Consider the following 19,708-nt stretch of genomic DNA (forward strand, 5'->3'; position numbering starts at 1 on the left):
CAAAGGTCATCAAGCGGCCTGCGAAAAAAGGACGTATTTTAAAGCATTAGTTACAAATATCTAAGATCACGAATTTTGATATTGCCTGCGGTAGGCGGCGGGAGAAAGATCCGTGTGCTTTTTGAAATAGTTGCTGAAATGTGTGGCTTCGGTGAACCCGAGCAAAAAGGTTATCTCTTTGATGGAAGTTGTTGAATGCTGCAAGAGGGATTTGGCCTCTGCAATCGTCTTATCCGCAATCCAAGCGCTGATTGCCTTGCCGGTTTTTGACTTGATAACAGAGCTTAAATAATTGGGATGCAGACTTTGCAAAGCGGCCAGATCCTGAACCCGCGGAGCCTTATCCGACCTGCCATTGAGAAGATCGCGAAAGCTGTTTTCAAGGTTCTGCTTGAATATTTTGACAATGGATGAGCTGCGGTTGCCCTCATAAATGGGATTGTAATCCTGCCAGAAAAATTCTTTTATCTTTAAAAGCAGCACAACAAACAGGCTGCCGATAATTTTGTTTTTATAAGGCGAATGTCCGGTTTGCTCTTTGTAAATCTGACAATATAAGGCCTCAATTTCATCAAATTCAGACTGTTCCAATATTTTGGGCTGAACGATTTCTGTTAATAGGAAAGAGAAATCGTTGAACACGTCGTGATGCACATGCTCTTTTAAAAATGCCTCTTTGAATGTAATTAAAAATGCGTCTTCAATGCTATACCATTCAAATTGCCGCACATTCCCAGGATTGGTAAAATAAATGGTGCCGGGCTCGATAGGAAAATCCATTTCATCGATCACATATTTGCCTCTCGCCTCTTTTACAAAAACAAAACTGAAATAATCTGGTCGGTAAGTGATGGATTGAAAGGGCAGAACGGTGAACGTTTCGCTCAACGCGTGGATTGTAAAACCAGAACTGGGATCGACAGCATCCAGCGGAAGATTCATCATTTTGTACAGATCATACAGACTTTCTGATGTCATATTCATTTGATGCGGGAGGCGTAATGCAGGGTTTTCAAGGCCACTGCAATTAACAGAAAATACCGACGCGCTAGATCCTTAATGAAAGGACGCGTCGGCATTTTTTACAAAACCTTCAAAAAAAGCTTAATAGAGATGCTTATTGAATCGCATCAGCGCCGGCCTGCGCAACAATGTGGTCGTTGTCGACCGTATCACCTGAAACGCCGACAGCGCCAATGATCTGACCACTTCCATCTTTAATGAGCACACCGCCCGGGAAAGTAATCAGCCCATTATTGGAATGTTCAATGTTGTAAAGCGGGCCTCCGGGCTGTGAAAGTTTTCCTATTTCACCGCTGTTCATATTGAAATAACGCGCTGTCCGCGCTTTTTTCTGGGCAATGTCGATAGAACCCAACCAAGCCTCATCCATATGTGCAAAAGCGATCAGATTCGTGCCGCTGTCCACAACCGCAATATTCATCAACGTATTGATTTCTAATGCCTTCGCCTTCGCAGCTGCAATAACCGCCTCCGCCTGTTCCAATGTAATATTCATAACTCAAATTGTTTTTGAAGATGAATAGGCAATATTACCCACTCCAGTTTGAAGGGCATTGTACAATTATTATTCCTTGGCGAATGTAAAAACAAATTTAATCCTGTGATTGTGTCAACAGATATCCTTTTTGCTCACCAGCTGACGCATCCTCAAAAACTTTAATATATTCGCTCGCTTTTGCCTGACCATACATTTTTTTTAACAGACTTTCTATATCATAATCTCCGCCCTCTATAACCGGATCCATCACAAAAAGATAGGAGTAATTACCATCCGCTTCTGCTGCCGTCGGATGCAAAACGCGTGTTTGTTTAAACACTTTTTTATCTTCTGCATTAAGCTTTTCAGCACCCTTCCAAAAGACTTCATGGAGGAATTGCTCAAATTGCTGGCGCTTGTCAGCTTTTATCGTATTTACAAAAACCCAAACCTTTTCACCTTGCTTAGCCATGGATCGGCTTTGAGCATTTCCAGAGTAACTTACAAGCATTCCGAATACCAATGTTGCAATCAATAAGACTTTCATTGTCGTAAGGATTTAAAGGTGGAGAAATTTGTACAGTTAAGAAGTGTAGCTAAAATACAAAAGAATCTGATAATATCTCAATTTTGATTTGGCAATCATTTCTCAAAATAGGCAAACCAAAAAAGTCTGTTCACCAAACTGCTTGTGCAAGATGGGAACAGACTTTTGACTTACACTCGCTTACCGACGAACTGTTACTTTGAGGAATGTGGCGGGAATTGAGGTCGTGTTTTTGTCCGTGCTTTGATTTTGGTTTTCGAACAAAATTTCCAACTCACGATGCAGATCAGCTTCTTTTCCATTTTTTTCTGCCGCTTCAAATGCGTTCATCGTCGGGCCGTAATATTTTCTAAAAGTGTCCAAAAACACAGCAGGTGAAAATGGCGCCTGGAATGTGAATGTTTCCCTTTCAAACGAGATATTCTCTTCCAACGCCCCGGCCGCTACGAAACGCTCCGTCACGTTGCTTTCCAAACCCCACAGCATTGGACTGATAAATCCTTCCGGCGGCGCGGGCGTGTAAGCAGAGCTCACTTTCAGAATCTGAGCCACCAGCGTCGGATCGCCCGGAATCCAGTTTCCCATCACGAGTCTGCCGCCCGGACGCGTAACCCGGAACATTTCTTTGGCCACGTCAAAAGGTTTCGGCGCGAACATGGCACCGAAAATACTCACAACCAGATCGAAGCTTTCATCTGCAATGTCATGCAGATCGATCGCGTCGCCTTCGCGAAATGTAATGTTGGTCAGCCCTTCCGCTTTAACCCGGGCGTTTCCCGCTTCAACAAGATTTGTCGCTATATCGACGCCTTGCACATTTGCGCCGAGTTTGGCGGCGGGGATGGCCGTGGTGCCGTCGCCGCAGCCGAGGTCCAGCACTTCGAGACCTTCTTTAATGTCTAATTTTGCCACCAGTGCAGCTCCGCTTTCGCGCATTGTTTCTGCCAGACGAGTGAAATCACCTTTTTCCCAAAGTGCTTTGTTTGCATTCATTTTATTTTTCGTTTTGTTAATAGATTTGGGCTGCAAAATTGCGGCGACCGGGCGTCTGAAACTTGTAATTACGAAGCATATCCAGGTAATTGCGAGGCATGGGATGCACTTTTTGACTTACCTGCAAGCGCATCATCTCGACCTCGGCTTTTATAATCGGTTTTCAAAGGCGGCAGTTATTTGCACACGCATGCAAACCGAAACATTTGGTGGAGCAAGAACTAGTTATGTAAGACTTTGCGAACTTTTATCTCATTAACCAGTGGCCGAATGTTTTAAATTTGAGGGATTTTCACTTAATTAGCCTCTGCGAACCTAAGTATTTCTCTGTCTTCAAGTCCCCAAATTTTATTTTGCCTGTAAAAAACATTGCGCTCGTTTTGATGTACAGCCTTCATCTGTGTGGCGTATTCAGCTTCGTAGGCTGTAAAAACAGAGAAACGAATGTTGCCGCTTCGGTTCGCATCGTGAAATCCGGCAGCGGCTATATTCTTTTGCGTAATGGGAGACCCTTCGAAATTCGGGGCGCAGGCGGAATGTCGAACTTTCGCCAGTTGCAAGCGGCAGGCGGGAATGCGCTTCGTGTGTGGGACACCACTAATTTGCAACAGCTCCTGGACAGCGCCCAGGCGCACAACATTGCCGTTATCGTCGGCCTTCCCATTCAGAACAGCGAGCAGCTGGCTCTGTACAATGATCCTGCCAAGGCAGCCAGGCAACTTTCTGTTTTTAAAACACTGATTAGCAGACTGAAAAATCATCCCGCTCTTTTAATGTGGTGCCTGGGCAACGAGCTTGACTTTCCTTTTAAACCTGCTTATGGTCATTTTTACGATGCATTTAATGCGCTCACGGACATGATCCACCAGGAAGATCCTAACCACCCGATTACGACGACCGTTCTGAATTTAAATCAAAAATATATTGCAAACATTCAGCTCCGTTGCGACATTGATATCATTTCATTTAACATTTTCAACAGGATTGGACTGCTCAGGGAGGATCTGGACGGCTTTTCCTGGTTCTGGAACGGGCCTTACATGCTGCTGGAATGGGGAACCGATGGGCCGTGGGAAGGAAGCGCGAACACTGCCTGGGGCGCTTTTATTGAAAATCCGAGCAAAAAGAAGGCTGACGTTATCTTGCACCGTTACCAAGAGGAGATGCCTGTCGAAGACCCGCGCTTTTTGGGTCATTTCATATTTTACTGGGGCAGTAAGCAGGAAACCACCCACACGTGGTTCAGCATGTTTGACGAATCGGGCAGAAAATCTGAGCCAGTGGCGATCATGGAATATTTGTGGACCGGCAAAACTTCAAAAGAGCATTATCCCCAGATCCGTTACATGCTGCTCAACAAAAAAGGTGCGGCAGATAACATTCTGTTAAAACCCGGACAAGCGATGGTTTCGGAGCTGAATATGCATGATAGCGACAGCATTAGATCCGTTAAATGGGAGATTTTTAGTGAAGATTGGTATAAAGAGAACCGGCAAAACAGCACGCGTAGACTCGCGCCTCTTGATAGCCTGATCACCTCCGGCGCCACATTGAAAGCGCATTTCAAATCACCTATGAGAGCCGGACCTTACCGTATTTTTGCAAAAATATCAGACTACAATGGCAACTTCGCCACATGTAACACGCCTTTTTACGTCGTGAGCGATCAATGAAACGCATCTCCATTACCCCGCCCACAAAAAGAGAGCTTATTACCCTGCGGGTGATGATCTTCATTGGATGCATGACCATTGCCTTCTTTCTGTATCATGTGCTGGACCCGTCCGTGCGCGGAAATGGGCCGCTTTACTGGATGCTGATGGTCACATTCGTTTTCACCTGTCTGAAATTGCTTTACGAGTGGTATCATTATCTGCACATCACCGTTCCGCCAACGCCGCCGCTTACCAAAGATTTCACAGTTGATATTTTTACAACATTCTGTGCTGGTGAGCCTTATGACATGATCATTGAAACGCTCACGGCCGTGAAGGCAATCACTTATCCACATGAAACTTATTTGTGCGATGAAGCCGATGATCCCTTTTTGAAAGAATTTTGTCAACAGCTCGGCGTGCATCATGTTACGAGAACAGTCAAGATAAATGCCAAAGCGGGCAACATTAACAATGCGCTAAAACAATCGAAAGGCGAGTTATGCGTCGTTCTGGATCCGGATCATGTTCCGCTTCCGGACTTTCTCGACCCCGTTGTTCCGCATTTTACTAATCCCGAAATCGGTTATGTGCAGGTCGTGCAGGCTTACAGAAACAGCGATGAAAGCCTGATTGCCAAAGGTGCGGCCCAGCAGACTTACCAGTTTTACGGGCCAATGATGATGACCATGAACAAATATGGCACCGTCCTGGCCATAGGCGCAAACTGCACATTCCGACGGGCCGCATTGGATTCTATCGGCGGACATGCCGCCGGCCTTGCGGAAGATATGCACACATCCATGCAACTGCACGCCAAAGGCTGGAAATCTGTCTACGTTCCGGAAGTCGTTGCTCGGGGGCTGGTGCCGTCGACGCTTTCTGCTTATTACAAGCAACAGTTAAAGTGGTCGAGAGGCGTTTTTGATCTGCTTGTCACGGCTTATCCGAAATTATTCAGCCAGTTCACCTGGCGACAAAAGCTGCATTACGGCATCATTCCGATGCATTATTTATCAGGGATCATTTATCTGATCAATTTCCTGATTCCGGTCATTGCGCTCTGTTTTGGCACAAGCCCGATGCATATGGACATTACTCAATTTGGTCTGGCTGTTTTTCCGCTGATTGCGGCCATTGTCCTGATCAGACATTTCGTGCAATGGTGGGTGATGGAGGACGAAGAACGTGGTTTTCATATGGTGGGAGGATTGCTGCTGATCGGAAGCTGGTGGATATTTATTCTTGGCTTTGTATATACACTTGCCGGTAAAAAAGTGCCTTATGTGCCAACGCCCAAAGACGGAAATGAAGCCAATAACTGGCCGCTAAATGTGCCTAACCTCATTGTGCTGGCCGTTTCCGCTGCCGCGATTGGCTACGGATTGCTCACAGACTGGAACCCTTACAATCTGGTTATGGCCGGGTTTGCAGGACTCAATTGCCTGTTCATGTGCTTCACTATCGCAGCGAGCCGGCAGCAGCAATTCAGGCTGCTTCGGGCCAATAATCCTAGACTGAATGCATTGATGAGCCATGTCAAGTTTCTTAAAGGCATTTTCTGGATATTCAGGCACCAACTTTACACTGGCCTCCGCAGCACCGCAATGCTCGTGACATTGCTGTTGCTGGGCGTGTGGCTTTACAATGCAGAGTTTAAGTTTTTAGAAAAATTTTCGAGATTAAAAACACCGCATGTAACGACTGAATCGCCGACACCGGGAAACAGGTCAAAAGCATATTTTACGGCAAATGAGGAATGGACGATGCCCGATTTCGATTCTTCTTCGGCTGCTAGTTCCGTTAGTTCATTCAAGGGAGCGCGCGGCATTAATTATCTCAAAGGGTCCGATTGGCGGCATGATTATCAAGCTTTTACAAAACAAGAGCTCGTCGAAGATTTTCGTGAAATGAAGCACATTGGCATTAACACTGTAAAGTTCTACGGTCCGAGTTTTTACGATCACAACATACTGAGGGTCGCAAATCAGCAGGCCATGAATTTATATTACGGATTCTGGATCGCGGACGACCTCGATTTTGAAGCTGATAAAAAAACGCTGGAAACGCTTGCCGAAACGATATTGCGCACCGTCAGCAAGCATAAAGCCAATCCAAACATTATTTCCTGGAACCTTGGAAACGATGTCTTTCAAAATCTAGCCCGACATTATCGGCGGTCCGATCTTACACGTCAGCAGGATGCTTATGTGGCTTGGCTTAAAACATTGGTTAACCAAATAAAAAAAGCCGATCCAAAGCGGCCTGTCACATTGGACATTGAAGTCACGCGGATGACGCCAGCCGTTGTTGCCAAAATTCGATCGGTTGTTCCGGAAATTGCTTCTTATGGCTTGGTTTACAATAGCAATGCACCGAAACAAGCGATCCGAAAAAAATTTCCGCATTTTATCAGCTATGCTGCCTTTGACGATTATGAACACATTCCAGACGACTCGAGTGGTGTTTTTATCTCAAATTGGCAGGATGTGCACACCTCGCAGCGGGTGAGTTTTGACGCGATTAAAGATCTGGGTGGCCGCAAAAAGAACACTTATCTGCAACTTGCGTCCCGCTGGAAAGGCGGTGTGAAACCATTTACTTCGCCCAAAATCAAGATCCTCAGGCCAGCTTCGGGAACATTTGCCGGAGCTCAGCTCGACTATTATGCCATCATTGAAAATAATGGAAGTTGGACGCTGGCAAAAAGTATGCAGACCGATTTGAAGTTTGAGTGGAAACTGGTGCAGCTGAATTATTTGTACAATCCCATCTCCACAGCTGATGCGGGAACAGGCCCGGCCCTGACCCTTAACATTCCTGAAAACCCCGCGAGTTATGAGCTCTATTTATTTGTGTTAAAGGGCGATACGGTGATTGACATCATCACTTCCAGCCTCAACACGCCTTTGGAAGAGCCCAAGATATCATCGGCTCTCTGACAAAGACTTTGCAAAATGCTGAAAAGTCTCCTTGCTAACGCTCCAATCAGGAGCCGGAATGTTGCCCCAAACCTTCGGGTTATCGGCCAGATTGAAATAGCTTACACCGTGAACTTCCGGATGTCCGCCAATGACTTTGGCGGCTTTCAGTAACCACTTTTGCTGAAAATCTTCTGGGCCTTTCACACCAAACTCCGTGATAAACAGCGGCTTGTTTGCGAGCCGCATCCGGTAAGCTTTCCGATTGAAAATGGTTTCGAAAGACTCCTGTTTCTCAGGATCAGTGATATTTTTATCGGGCAAGCCGTAAATGGCAATGCTGATGTAATCCACAACGTCTTCGCCGGGCCACCATTCCATCGAACCGCGGTCACCCGCTGGGCCCCACACTTTTTTGATATGCTTGTTTTTTGATTTGTCAAAATTCATGAAATAACGAAATGCCTTGATGTAAAGCGCCGGGTCCTGACTTTGCCACGCATATCGGTGGATCGGGATCTCCATTTCGTGTGCAAAACGTAAATAAACCGTTTGCTTGCTGCCTGCGATAATTCGATAAATTTCATCAAATTCAGGATCATAAATGCCGTTCACGACATTATTAAGCACATTTGTATCCTTTCTGACTTTCTGGTCACGCCATGGCTCAATGGTTAAAATGGCGTCGTGCTTTCTGGATGTGATCGCACTGAAATCCTTCTTAAACTGGCCGGTCTGCACATTTTCCAGGTCAATAAACAGGTGTTCAACACCCACTAATTCCGAATTCACGAGCATTTCCTTGGGATCATAAACGCCGATTAGCGGCACGCCTACTCTATCTTTTTTTGCACTCGGCGCGCTGCTTGCCACAGGATATAAATACGCGGCGTCGCGGCGGGTTTCAGCCACAGCCTTTGCCAGCGCCGATTTCAAATTGGACTCATTTCCATTTCCCGAATGCAATACAAGCACCGGTTTTCCGAACATTCGCATGCGCTGGATCTTCCGTTTGATGTTGACCTCCAAGTCTTTCACGGCGGGAAAAGCGGTTGCCTTTAATTCGGATTTCCCATTGATCGTCACGCTTGCAAAATCCACAAATTCTGCGCCCGGCCAATATTCGTCAGCGCCCGGATAACCCGCCGCTCCCCAAACAATCTTCACTGCTGGAAAAACCGATTTTGCCAATTTCGCAAAGTGATTGAATGCTTCGATATAATCTTTCGGCGCCTGATATTGCCATGGATAAAGCTGCACAGGAACTTCCATTTCAGGATTCCAGCGTAAGTAAATTTTGCCAGACCGTTTTTTCAACGCACTGCAAAACGCCTCGATCTTGGCATCATAATCACCATTATTCACATCTTTAAGCGCATTGGGTGCCGAGGCATAGTCGGTTCCGGGCATTAAAATGGTGATGATTAGGTGTTCCGCCTCCGGGATTTGGTTAAGCAATTTATTGATATAAGACTCGTCGACTTGCTTGTCGAGCTTTAATGCAAAATGCGCGAATGATTTGGACTGGCTCTGCTCATTCAGCTCAAAAACGCCGATCACCGGTTCATGGAACGACGAGTCGAGGGAATCCGCGGAAGGAATGTCGGAAGATTTCAGTTTTTGGAAAAAAAATAGCAGCACAAGAATCGAAATGATTCCGGCTGTAACGATTAAGATTTTGGAGGTTTTCATGCAGTGAACCAGCTCAGGCGGCGAAAGCTCAAATTAACAATGTTACAGAGCAATTCATCAAAAATTTACCCAAAAAAGTAATCCTTGTACAAATCTGTCATTTTCGTTCTATTTTTTGATTGCTCGTTGCGCTATTCTTGCATGGATTAAAAAGCAACCACCCAAAAACAGAATGAATACAGAAAGATTTTTTTCACGAAGAAATTGGCTTCTCGCCAGCGGAATGCTGGGTTCTGCCCACTTGTTAGGTCTGAAACCATCGCTAGCGGAAGCCAGTAATGTCGCAAAAACACCGGCACTTACAGCGGACGAAATTGCCGCCATTGAAGCAGCCATAGGCAAAAAAGGGAACTACAATGAAGGACAAGCCGTCCACACAACGCCGCTGCCCCGCAACGACCTGAAAGTAACCGTGAAAGGTGAACCCGTTCCGATCCCGTTCGGATTCGGCGGCTGGGCTTCCATTAAAAAAACGCTTGACGGAAAATCGGCCGTGCTAATGAGCGACACGGTCCTTTTGGAGGAAGAAGTGAACCCGCTCATTTCGGCAGCCCAGGCGAATGGCCTTGAAATCGGCGCGATCCACAACCATTTCTTTTACGAGCAGCCGCGCATTTTTTACATGCATTTGCACGGAATGGGGACGCCTCAGGATTTGGCCAAAAAATTTGCCGCAACAATTAAGGATGCGAAAATTTCTCCTGCCAACCAACCCGCACCTGCCGCAGCTGCCACAACAACCGGCAAAGAACTTTTTGATATCCCGGCCCTTGACGCAATTGTGAAATACACCGGCGTTGTGAACGGGCCCACATACAAGTACACCGTTGGCCGCGACGACCTCACTGCGATGGCAATGGGCGCTGAAATGACCGCTGCGATAGGGCTTAACTCCTGGGCAAGTTTTGCGGGCAACAAGGACAATGCGCACATTGCGGGCGACATCGCCATGCTGGAAGATGAAGTGAACACGGTGATCAAAGCGCTCCGCGCCAACGACCTGGAAGTCGTTGCCTTGCATAACCACATGTTTGGTGAAAATCCGCGGATTATATTCCTGCATTACTATGGCCGTGGACCGGCTGCAACGCTTGCCAAAGGTTTCAGGTCGGCGCTGGACGTGCTAGGAAAAGTGCCAAAAAGCTCGCATACAACCCATTAGTAAATGGAAACGACAACGCAAAACCAGACAACACGATACAGCCTTGCCGACCTCACCAGGTATTTTCTAAAACTTGGCACATTCGGTTTCGGCGGCCCGGTGGCCCTTATCGGCTATATGCACCGGGATTTGGTGGAAGAAAAAAAATGGATCAGCGAGGATGAATATCGTGAAGGCCTGGCGCTCGCACAGCTTGCGCCGGGCCCTCTGGCTGCCCAGCTGGGCATTTTTCTGGGCTATGTGCATTACGGTGTGTGGGGCGCCACGCTCGTGGGACTCGCTTTTGTGCTCCCGTCATTTGTTATGGTGGTTTTGCTGGGCATGGCTTACAAACTTTACGGCGGACTCCCGTGGATGCAGTCTGTGTTTTACGGCGTTGGCTCTGCCGTGATCGGGATCATTACATTGAGTTGTTACAAGCTGTCAATCAAATCAATCAGTAAAATAGAACCGGAAGCGATCAAAAGCAGGTGGATCTTATGGCTCTTCTTTTTGACAATGGCCGTTGTTACTGCCGTCACACAAAAAGAAGAAGTGTGGCTTTTTGTCCTGCTCGGACTCGTTTATATGATTGTAAAAGCACCTCCGAAATGGCTGCAACGAAGAAATACAAGCCTATCAGTCGTGCTTTTGGCCGGCATTGGATTTTGGGAATATAATCCGGGAGAACTGGTCAAGCTGGGATTGTTCTTCACAGAGGCCGGGGCGTTCGTTTTTGGAAGCGGGCTGGCGATCATTCCTTTTTTGCAGGCTGGCGTGGTGAATGAAATGGGGTGGCTCAATGAGCAGCAATTCCTTGATTCGGTGGCAGTTGCAATGATTACGCCGGGGCCGGTGGTCATTACGGTTGGATTTATTGGTTTTCTTGTGTCGGGCTTTGCCGGGGCCGCTGTTGCCGCATTGGGCGTTTTTTTGCCCTGCTTCGTTTTCACAGTTTTGCCAGCGCCTTATTTCAAAAGGATTTCCAAAAACACGAGCATCAAAGCGTTTGTGGATGGGATTACGGCAGCCGTAGTCGGTGCGCTTGTGGGTTCAGTTTTTGTCATCGCCACCCGCTCAATTGTTGATACTGCATCTGCCGTAATCGCCGTCATTACAATCCTGTCATTGATTTACATTAAAAAATTGCAGGAGCCTTACATCATTTTAGCTGCGGCTATTGTTGGCTTTTGCATTAAAACTTATTTGTGATCTGTCTCATCAAAGCGTTCTTAATTTCCCAAGACCGCCATCGATGCCAATGACTTGTCCGGTTATCCAGCTGCTTTCTTCTGACAGTAAAAATGCAATGGCCTGACTGATATCCTCGGGCTGACCAACCTTGGCCAAAGGATGTCTCTTTGCGGATGCTTCACGTTTTTCGGGCGTGCTCAAAAAGCTCTGCGCCATGGGCGTGTCAGTGAGCGAAGGCGCGACAACATTCACACGCACACGTTGCCCGGCGAGCTCTGCGGCCAGTGACATTGCGAGACCTTCCACCGCGCCTTTTGCGGCCGAAATGCTGGCATGATAAGGCATCCCCGTTCTGGCTGCAACAGAACTGACCAAAACGACCGAAGCGCCTAATGCACCTTTCAGTTGCCTGAGCGAATGTTGAATGATCTGCACTGCGCCCAACACATTGACACGATAATCATTCAAAAAGTCTTCGGCCGAAAGCCTGTTAAATGGTTTGAGATTAATGCTGCCGACGGAATAAACCAAGCCATGCAACTGCTCAGGCAAAAATGCGGAAACCGATTCGAGGTTGCCTGTAACATCGGCTTGCAGCTGTTTGACGCCATCGGGCAATTCGGTGCTTTGGTTCCGGGAAATGACGTAAACCGCTGCCCCGTTTTCATGAAGCAATTTAACCAGCGACAAACCGATGCCCGAACTTCCACCAACCACCAGGATATTTTTTGCTTTAAAATTCATCATTTAATGTGAGTTCAACTTTGGTTAGGATATTAAACTGTTAATATCCGTCAGAAAGTTGAATCTCGTCCTTAACTTTTCCAGTTTTTATAAATTCATTGATATTTTCGGTGAATTTCACGGCTTTATCGCGGTCACGCACCTTATGTGCAGCGCCGGTGTGCTGGGTGAGCAGTACATTGCCCATTTTCCATAATTTGCTGTCATGAGGAAGCGGCTCGGTTTCGGTGACATCCAGCACTGCGCCGATCAGCTTTCCGCTTTCGAGTGCATCGATCAATGCGGCTTCGTCGGTTGTGTTGCCGCGTCCGATATTGGCATACAAAGCGCCTTCTTTCATCGCTTCAAAGAAGTCACCGCCAACATATTTATCCAGATTTCCGGGCAATGTATTAATGACCAAATCTATTTCAGGAAGAGATTTGAGCAGTTCTTCGTAGGAATGAATGTCAGCTTTCGGGTCGCTTTTTGCGGTCATCTGCACGGAGCAGCCAAATGCTTCCAAGAACTTGCATACGTGCACGGCAATCGCTCCCGAGCCAAGCAGGATCACTTGCTTTTCGCCTAAAACTGACATTTGTTCTTCAATTTGCTCTCCTACCCACTTGGCTTCGAGCTGGTTTTTGACCATGCTGTGCACACCGCGATAAAATGCCAGAACGCCGGCAACGATCGTTTCGGCGCAGGGCGCTGCGGACATGTCACCAATGTTGGCCACTTTGCCTTTGAAGTCCAGATCTTTATATTGCTCGAAACCGACATTCTCTAACTGCCAGAATTTAAGGTTCTTCCCATATTCTTCCATGATTTCAACCGGTGGGTTGCCCACAAGCACATCGGCATCATCGAGTGCTTTGGCAACATCCGCATCGGAGCGCTCCGATTTTAGCATAATTTCGGAGTCTTCGGGCAGCTGGCGGATAAATTCATCCTGATAAGGCTGTTTCAGGTCGGTCCAGAGCAAAATTTTCATGACGTAAAGGTTAAGTTAGCCGTGCATAAGGCTTGATAATGAATAGCAGCAGGGCGCATAAAATACCATTCCATCCGATTTTGGCATTGCAACAATTTTAATGCTTACTCGCCAGACGCAAAAAAAGCTGTCAATCAGATTGACAGCTTTTTTCTATTTCAGCTTCGCTAACTTTTAAGAATTGATAAAAGCCAAAAGATCCGCATTAATTGTGGCAGCTTCGGTCGTCGGCATTCCGTGCGGGAAGCCTGGATAGGAAATTAATTTGCCATTTTTAAGCAACTTTGCAGCCTTCACAGCCGTCAGCTCAAATGGGACGATTTGATCATCTTCACCGTGCAAGACAAGCACCGGCACATCCACACTTTTGAGATCTTCTGTAAAATCCGTTTCTGAGAAAGCCTTAATGCAGTCATAATGTGCCTTTATTCCGCCCATCATGCCCTGACGCCACCAATTGTGGCGAATGCCTTCCGATATTTTGGCACCTTCACGATTGAATCCGTAAAATGCCATTGTAAAATCCTGAAAAAATTGCGGGCGGTTTGTCGCCGTGCCTTCACGAATTCCGTCAAACACAGCAAGTGGAATGCCTTCCGGATTGCTTTCTGTCTGCGCCATAAGCGGCGTTACAGCGCTCACGAGCACTGCTTTTGCCACACGTCCCTGGCCATATTTGGCTACATAACGAATCACCTCGCCGCCGCCTGTCGAATGGCCAATGTGGATCGCATCTTTGAGGTCAAGCGCACCTGCAAGTTCCGCTACATCAGCTGCATATGTGTCCATATCATTGCCTTTGTCCGTTTGGGTAGACCGGCCATGACCTCTGCGATCGTGTGCGATAACCCTGAAACCTTTGCTTAGGAAAAACATCATTTGTCCGTCCCAATCGTCGCCCGATAATGGCCAGCCGTGGTGAAAAACGATGGGCTGCCCTGTGCCCCAATCCTTGTAATAAAGTTCAGTTCCGTCTCTTAGGGTGATCTTGCTCATTGTAGTTTTGGATGATTGTGAAAAATGTTTTTTGCTAATATAGCTTACCAGCCTGGATTTTGCCCAAGAGCAGGGTTCCTTGTTCTATCGGCTTCCGGGATCGGATACAGATATTTTTTATCAGCCCATTCGCGCGCGCCGGGGTTCCAGATGATCTCACCCGAAGTTCCATTTGAAAGCTGCAATCTTCCCACAGCTGTCGAAGGCGAAACGTCGACAAAGGCAATGTTCGGCGTCGTCGAAGTTGGCTTCGTTCCCTGATAAAAACTCACGTCTTTGGTTCCGTCGCCATTGAGGTCATACTCACCAAGTGCAGGAACGTACATTCCGTTCATCGGCGCCGACTGGAACAATTCGCCCAGCTTCCATCTTCTCAAATCGTCGGGACGCAGGCCCTCAAAAATCATTTCCGTGCCTCTGTCGCGAAGCACTTCTAACAAGATGGGATTGGTAAACTTTCCTGCAAAAAAAGCAACCATATAAGGATCTGCCACGGTTGGTACCGTGGTAAGCGTTGCTCCGGTGATGCCGGCTCTTTTGCGCAACGCGCCAATGGTTGCTGTCCAGTCTGCTGCGGTCATTTTGTTCAACTCGGCCAGTGCTTCTGCTTTGTTTAACAACACTTCGCCCCAGCGCATGATGATGTGCGCATTGTCGTTCCGGCTCTCATCATCGTAAGGAAAGCGCTCGTCGTAGCTCCATTTAATGGGCTGATAACCTGTGTAAGTTTGACTGAAATTCGGCGGTGCAACGACTGGAATGCCATTTTCTGTTCTCTTGTAATCTCCGACACGAATGGTTTGCTTCAAACGCAGATCGCGGTTTTTAACTTCCTCTGCAAACGTGGTCGTTTTATAGCCCGCTTTGCTTGTAAAAGGCGTTCCATCCAGATTTAAATACGTGTTGACAAAACGGCGCGTCAGGCTTGGGCGGTTTCCATAAGTTGGGCTGATAAAACGGCGGTTGGCAGAGCTAAAAACCTGCAAACTTGCGCTTAATGCAACCGAAAGAATGGTTTCGTCTTGAAAAGCGCTTTTGGCAATAAACAGTTCGCGGTAAGCACGTTCGGGCGACACACCTTCATGCAGCGTAAAGCCTTTAATGCTGTTTGATTCTTTCACAACTTCCTCATACCACACATTCGCAGTTGCCTGCTTGTTATACTCCGTGTGATATTTGCGGAATGATGCTTCATAAAGGCAAATCCTCGTTTTGTAAGCCCTTGCCACATTCTTCGTGATCCGGGTCACGCTTGGATCGGAAGTTAGTGTAATGTTCTCGATTGCATAATTCAAGTCGGCCAGCACATGGTCCATTACTTCAAACCGGTCGTCGCGTTTGCTATAAAGGGCCTCTTCGTCCGTTACAAGAATCGTTTGATCAATCCAGGGCACATCGCCGAATCTTTTTACTTTATCAAAATAAAACAAAGCCCTGAAAAAACGAGCCACGCCCAGATAATGGTTTTTGGCTGGCACAGTGCTCTTTTCAGCGTTCTCAATAAAATAGTTGATGTTCCGAAGTTCCGTCCAGGACCAGCCGCTGCTCGTAATCGGGCTTAGCGCATTTGGAGCCAGATAGTTATCCACTCCATTTCGCGCTACAAGGTCCGAAATATCATCGTCCTGAAACACGCCTACATCCGTGCTGGGGAGCAAGTCGTAAAATGAATTGGCATACAAATCCAAACCACCTTCCGAACCAAAAACGGCCTCATTGGTTGCAGTGTCGACAGGAACTTCGGTTAAATCGCAGGAGCTGGCGCTGCCTATCAGCAACAGGGCCAATGTATAGTTAAATATTTTTGTCGTTTTCATAATTGATCAAAAGTTAAGTGTCAGACCCACTGATACGGCTTTCAACATGGGATAGTTATAGCCATCGCCGCTGGTGCCTCCGCTCAAATCACGGTCGGACCCGTAAATGCTGGTAACGTCCGTATCGCGTGTCCATTTGTACATAGGCGACCATGTCCAGATGTTTTCTGCGGATAAATAAACCCTCAAATTGCTGGCATGGATCTTGGAAACAATGCGCTCCGGAATGGTGTAACCCACTTGCAAGTTTCTCAACCGGATGTAAGCAGCATTCTGTAAATAACGGTCATTGGCAACCTGCAAAGCGCGACCGGCTCCCTGTGCTGTGTAACCCACAAGACGCGGCAGATAGGCATCGAAATTACCAAGCTCCTCACGGAACATGTTATCCTGCTGCCAGCGTGGATACGCGTTGTATGGACGGTTGTATTGTCCCCAGAAACGCGCTTCTGACGACGGATACCAGTCTTGTTTCAACACGCCCTGGAAAAGTCCGGCAAGGAAAAACCCGTTCCAGTCACCCGAAAGGTTGACACCATATGTGTAACGCGGCTCGGAGTTTCCAATGATGGTTTTGTCGCCTGAGTTTCCTACGCGGTTGAGCCCCTGGTAGATCACATTGTCACCGTCCAGGTTTTTGAATTTAATGTCTCCTACGTAATTTTTTCTTGTGTTCGTATTGGGAATGTCACTCTGCGAAGGCGAATCCGCGATCTCCGATTGGGACCTGAAAAGCCCTTCGACGCGATAACCCCAGATCTCCCCTACTTGCTGGCCTTCGTAATAATCGGTCAGGTTTTTGTCGGGATTATTGTATTTGGTAATGATCGCTTTTGAATCTGCAAGAATAAGCCGCACGCTGTAATTGAATGGTTTTGAAGCCATTGTAAAATGATCCGCCCAGTTTACAGAAAGCTCCCAACCAGAGGTTTTCAGATCAGCATAATTGCCTTTTGGAACAGTTGTACCGAACACGGCTGGAACTGTCGGACCAACTGTGAACATATCCGATGTCCAGCGGCGATACATATCGCCTACAAATGTAAGGCGCTTGTTCAAACTGCTGAATTCCAGACCAATGTTCCCCGTTGTGGAAGTTTCCCAGGTAAGTCCGTCGGGAACAACATTCGGCTGGCGCGTGGCCTGCGGTCTGATTCCATTGATAACCCTTCCCGACTGTCCAATCGAGAACCTTTCGTTAAATGTATACGGATCAATATTTCCATTTCCGAGCGATCCGTAGGAAGCACGCAATTTCACATTAGAAAGCACTTTTGGACTCACTTTCCAAAAAGATTCCTCCGATACCCGCCACCCAGCCGAGACCGATGGGAAAAACGCCCACTGCTGATCGGTCGGGAATTTGGAAGAGCCGTCGTAACGTCCGTTCACTTCAAGCAAATAGCGTTCGCGGAAGTTATAGTTCACACGGAAAAAACCGCCCGCAATCGCCCATTTCTGATAACCACCATTGGTAACAATGCTTTGTCCCAATGCCAGGTTAATGTCGTTGGCATCGGAATAGACGATGCCATTGCGCTGGGCAGCAATGTTGTTGTACACAGATTGCTCGTAGTTGATCCCCGCCAGCAATGTGAAGTTATGCGATTCATTAATTGTTTTGGAATAATCAGCGTAGAAGTTGGTCGCCAGGTAATTGGTCGTTCTTTTTCTTTGCAAAATGTCATTTGTGTTGGTTCCCGTGTAACCGATCACGCCTTTTGAACGACTGTAAGGAACCTGAACGCGGTTTTGCTGGGTGCCGATATCTGTGCTCTGGAATGTCAGGTTGGCACGCACCGACAATGCATTATCGAAAAATTGTGCTTTCGCTGCAATCTGGTTTTTCAAAAACCGCTGCGTGTTGTCAATCCCACTTTTGGCAAGATAATAATCCCCAACCGTGTAAGCTGCTGAGAAAGAAAGTGTTCCGTCCGGATTCAATAGCGGAGCCAGCGGGTGTCCTTCATCGGCAATGTTCCGGTAAATTCCGCTGCCTTCTCCTACATTGAGTGGCTGATGATATTTCTGCGACGAATATTCTGTGTTGTTGTCAATGCGAAGCCACGGTGCAACCTGAATGCTTCCTTTTGCACGCAGGTTATACATCTGATAATCATCGCTGTTATAACGAAACAAACCGCTTTGGCCATTATAACGGCCGCTTAACAAGAATGTGGCCCTTTCGCTCCCGCCGGAAATGGACAGGTTGTGATCCTGGGCGCTGAAATTCTTCTTGTAAAGCTCTTTATACCAATCTGTGCTGTAATAATATTGATACTCGCCCGTGGTAGGATTCACTTCTACTCTCGGCAGAGACGGATCTTCATAACGTCTTTTGAGTTCGGCAAGATAGGCAGGTGAAAAGCTGATCGTTTTGTTGATCGCCGTGGGTGTGCTGCCATTGTCATTCCATCTCGACCACGCATCGCTGAACCCCTGAGCCCAGGGATAGGAATCGGTGATGTTATCAGGAACCTCAGTGGGTGCTTTGATAGAGTAATTGGCTGAATAAGAAACAGATACTTTGCCTTCAACCGGCATTTTGGTTGTAATCAGCACCACACCGAATGCAGCCCGCGCACCATAAATCGAGGCGGAAGCAGCGTCTTTCAGTACGGATATGCTTTCAATGTCGTTCGGGTTCAGCACGCGCGGATCACCTTCCACACCATCGATCAAAACCAATGCACTTCCGCCTTGTCCAATCGAGGTCGTCCCACGAACATTGAAGCTTGGCGATTGTGTCGGTTTTCCGTCCAACATTCTGATATTGAGGTTAGGAACAGCCCCTACAAGCCCTTGGGCAATGTTGGGAATGGGACGGTTCTGAAATACCTCCGGCCCTATTTGGTCCACTGCGCCAGTCAGGTTCACTTTCTTCTGCGTTCCATATCCGACAACGACCACCTCGCTTAGGGCTTTTGCATCGGCAACCAACTGTAAATCAATGGTCGACTTAGTTCCAGCATTCACTTCCTGGCTGAGATAACCCACGTAAGAAAACACCAAAACAGCCCCCTCGTCCGGAATTGTGAGCGTATAGTTTCCGTCTGCGTCTGTTACCGTGCCAGTCTGGCTTCCTTTGATCACGACGTTGACACCAGGCAATCCCTCCGGAGAAGTTCCATCGGTCACTTTGCCAGTAACTTGGCGGTCTGCATTTGCCTTCGACGACATCATTGTCGCCTCCGTTTCGAATGAATTTTTGGCCCAACCGTTGCCGCCAATCAATAAGATCAACGCAAAGCAGGCGAGCGATTTTTTGAAGGTGTCCCCCGAAAAGGTCCACCGGTTCTTGCAGCTATGCATGGAGTAAATTTTGATAAATAGTAGATGGATGAATTAAAAAATGCGGTCACTTTGCGCCGCAAAATTCAATAATTACCATAACAACTACTTTAACAGAATAGCTATTTAACAATTTCATAATCCAAAAGGCGAGCGATAAATGGCCAAAATATTATGTCCGCTAATATATATACGTTTTTATATTTCCGTCGGTTTAAACCGACGGGTATGTTTTCATTGGCG

General features: G+C 47.1%; 14 protein-coding genes. 4 read left to right on the forward strand and 10 right to left on the reverse strand.

Annotated elements, in window-relative coordinates:
- Nucleotides 1-66: 66 nt before the first annotated feature.
- From LZG73_RS07185 to LZG73_RS07200, 4 genes are all read right to left on the reverse strand, one after another.
- Nucleotides 67-984: an AraC family transcriptional regulator gene (locus tag LZG73_RS07185; RefSeq protein WP_233847183.1), complete on the reverse strand. Its 918-nt coding sequence runs from the start codon at nucleotides 982-984 to the stop codon at nucleotides 67-69.
- 133 nt (nucleotides 985-1,117) lie between these two features.
- Nucleotides 1,118-1,519, reverse strand: coding sequence for a heme-binding protein (locus tag LZG73_RS07190; RefSeq protein WP_233847184.1), 402 nt, complete (start codon nucleotides 1,517-1,519; stop codon nucleotides 1,118-1,120).
- Between the two features lie 97 nt (nucleotides 1,520-1,616).
- Nucleotides 1,617-2,048: a hypothetical protein gene (locus tag LZG73_RS07195; RefSeq protein WP_233847185.1), complete on the reverse strand. Its 432-nt coding sequence runs from the start codon at nucleotides 2,046-2,048 to the stop codon at nucleotides 1,617-1,619.
- A 180-nt stretch (nucleotides 2,049-2,228) separates the two neighbouring features.
- Nucleotides 2,229-3,041: a class I SAM-dependent methyltransferase gene (locus LZG73_RS07200; RefSeq protein ID WP_233847187.1), complete on the reverse strand. Its 813-nt coding sequence runs from the start codon at nucleotides 3,039-3,041 to the stop codon at nucleotides 2,229-2,231.
- A 353-nt stretch (nucleotides 3,042-3,394) separates the two neighbouring features.
- Here LZG73_RS07200 and LZG73_RS07205 point away from each other — a divergent pair, with 353 nt between their 5' ends.
- Together LZG73_RS07205 and LZG73_RS07210 are read left to right on the forward strand one after the other, a co-directional pair.
- On the forward strand, nucleotides 3,395-4,714 hold the full coding sequence (locus LZG73_RS07205; protein ID WP_233847189.1) for a glycoside hydrolase family 2 TIM barrel-domain containing protein: 1,320 nt from the start codon (nucleotides 3,395-3,397) through the stop codon (nucleotides 4,712-4,714).
- Nucleotides 4,711-7,638 (forward strand): glycosyltransferase, encoded by a 2,928-nt coding sequence (locus tag LZG73_RS07210; RefSeq protein WP_233847190.1) that lies wholly within the window; start codon nucleotides 4,711-4,713, stop codon nucleotides 7,636-7,638. The genes LZG73_RS07205 and LZG73_RS07210 overlap by 4 nt, the downstream gene beginning before the upstream one ends.
- Here LZG73_RS07210 and LZG73_RS07215 read toward each other — a convergent pair.
- A complete protein-coding gene (locus LZG73_RS07215; RefSeq protein WP_233847191.1) occupies nucleotides 7,624-9,309 on the reverse strand; it encodes a hypothetical protein in 1,686 nt (561 codons plus the stop codon). The two genes, LZG73_RS07210 and LZG73_RS07215, sit on opposite strands and share 15 nt — an antisense overlap.
- A 172-nt stretch (nucleotides 9,310-9,481) precedes the next feature.
- On the opposite strand from LZG73_RS07215, the gene LZG73_RS07220 reads away from it, so the two are divergent.
- Both LZG73_RS07220 and LZG73_RS07225 read left to right on the forward strand, forming a co-directional pair.
- The gene (locus LZG73_RS07220; RefSeq protein WP_233847192.1) at nucleotides 9,482-10,471 is read left to right on the forward strand and encodes a DUF1259 domain-containing protein; all 990 of its coding nucleotides are present in this window, start codon (nucleotides 9,482-9,484) and stop codon (nucleotides 10,469-10,471) included.
- Between the two features lie 3 nt (nucleotides 10,472-10,474).
- The gene (locus LZG73_RS07225; protein WP_233847193.1) at nucleotides 10,475-11,662 is read left to right on the forward strand and encodes a chromate transporter; all 1,188 of its coding nucleotides are present in this window, start codon (nucleotides 10,475-10,477) and stop codon (nucleotides 11,660-11,662) included.
- Between the two features lie 9 nt (nucleotides 11,663-11,671).
- Here LZG73_RS07225 and LZG73_RS07230 read toward each other — a convergent pair whose 3' ends face one another.
- From LZG73_RS07230 to LZG73_RS07250, 5 genes are all read right to left on the reverse strand, one after another.
- On the reverse strand, nucleotides 11,672-12,391 hold the full coding sequence (locus tag LZG73_RS07230; RefSeq protein WP_233847194.1) for an SDR family NAD(P)-dependent oxidoreductase: 720 nt from the start codon (nucleotides 12,389-12,391) through the stop codon (nucleotides 11,672-11,674).
- Between the two features lie 37 nt (nucleotides 12,392-12,428).
- Nucleotides 12,429-13,361 (reverse strand): NAD(P)-dependent oxidoreductase, encoded by a 933-nt coding sequence (locus LZG73_RS07235; RefSeq protein WP_233847195.1) that lies wholly within the window; start codon nucleotides 13,359-13,361, stop codon nucleotides 12,429-12,431.
- A 174-nt stretch (nucleotides 13,362-13,535) separates the two neighbouring features.
- Complete coding sequence (locus LZG73_RS07240) at nucleotides 13,536-14,357, reverse strand: alpha/beta fold hydrolase (protein WP_233847197.1); 822 nt, start codon at nucleotides 14,355-14,357, stop codon at nucleotides 13,536-13,538.
- Nucleotides 14,358-14,401: 44 nt separating this feature from the next.
- Nucleotides 14,402-16,174 (reverse strand): RagB/SusD family nutrient uptake outer membrane protein, encoded by a 1,773-nt coding sequence (locus LZG73_RS07245; protein WP_233847199.1) that lies wholly within the window; start codon nucleotides 16,172-16,174, stop codon nucleotides 14,402-14,404.
- A 6-nt stretch (nucleotides 16,175-16,180) separates the two neighbouring features.
- Complete coding sequence (locus LZG73_RS07250; RefSeq protein WP_233847201.1) at nucleotides 16,181-19,486, reverse strand: TonB-dependent receptor; 3,306 nt, start codon at nucleotides 19,484-19,486, stop codon at nucleotides 16,181-16,183.
- Nucleotides 19,487-19,708 lie beyond the last annotated feature (222 nt).

This window comes from Dyadobacter sp. CY326 (assembly GCF_021390515.1).
In the GTDB taxonomy this organism is placed as follows: domain Bacteria; phylum Bacteroidota; class Bacteroidia; order Cytophagales; family Spirosomataceae; genus Dyadobacter.

What these genes read in the sequence shown, in the direction of transcription:
- LZG73_RS07245 (WP_233847199.1), bottom strand. Translation starts at nt 16,174, where the DNA reads ATGAAAACGACAAAAATATTTAACTATACATTGGCCCTGTTGCTGATA.
- LZG73_RS07215 (WP_233847191.1), bottom strand. Translation starts at nt 9,309, where the DNA reads ATGAAAACCTCCAAAATCTTAATCGTTACAGCCGGAATCATTTCGATT.
- LZG73_RS07230 (WP_233847194.1), bottom strand. Translation starts at nt 12,391, where the DNA reads ATGATGAATTTTAAAGCAAAAAATATCCTGGTGGTTGGTGGAAGTTCG.
- LZG73_RS07200 (WP_233847187.1), bottom strand. Translation starts at nt 3,041, where the DNA reads ATGAATGCAAACAAAGCACTTTGGGAAAAAGGTGATTTCACTCGTCTG.
- LZG73_RS07225 (WP_233847193.1), top strand. Translation starts at nt 10,475, where the DNA reads ATGGAAACGACAACGCAAAACCAGACAACACGATACAGCCTTGCCGAC.
- LZG73_RS07185 (WP_233847183.1), bottom strand. Translation starts at nt 984, where the DNA reads ATGAATATGACATCAGAAAGTCTGTATGATCTGTACAAAATGATGAAT.
- LZG73_RS07235 (WP_233847195.1), bottom strand. Translation starts at nt 13,361, where the DNA reads ATGAAAATTTTGCTCTGGACCGACCTGAAACAGCCTTATCAGGATGAA.
- LZG73_RS07240 (WP_233847197.1), bottom strand. Translation starts at nt 14,357, where the DNA reads ATGAGCAAGATCACCCTAAGAGACGGAACTGAACTTTATTACAAGGAT.
- LZG73_RS07190 (WP_233847184.1), bottom strand. Translation starts at nt 1,519, where the DNA reads ATGAATATTACATTGGAACAGGCGGAGGCGGTTATTGCAGCTGCGAAG.
- LZG73_RS07195 (WP_233847185.1), bottom strand. Translation starts at nt 2,048, where the DNA reads ATGAAAGTCTTATTGATTGCAACATTGGTATTCGGAATGCTTGTAAGT.
- LZG73_RS07210 (WP_233847190.1), top strand. Translation starts at nt 4,711, where the DNA reads ATGAAACGCATCTCCATTACCCCGCCCACAAAAAGAGAGCTTATTACC.
- LZG73_RS07220 (WP_233847192.1), top strand. Translation starts at nt 9,482, where the DNA reads ATGAATACAGAAAGATTTTTTTCACGAAGAAATTGGCTTCTCGCCAGC.
- LZG73_RS07250 (WP_233847201.1), bottom strand. Translation starts at nt 19,486, where the DNA reads ATGCATAGCTGCAAGAACCGGTGGACCTTTTCGGGGGACACCTTCAAA.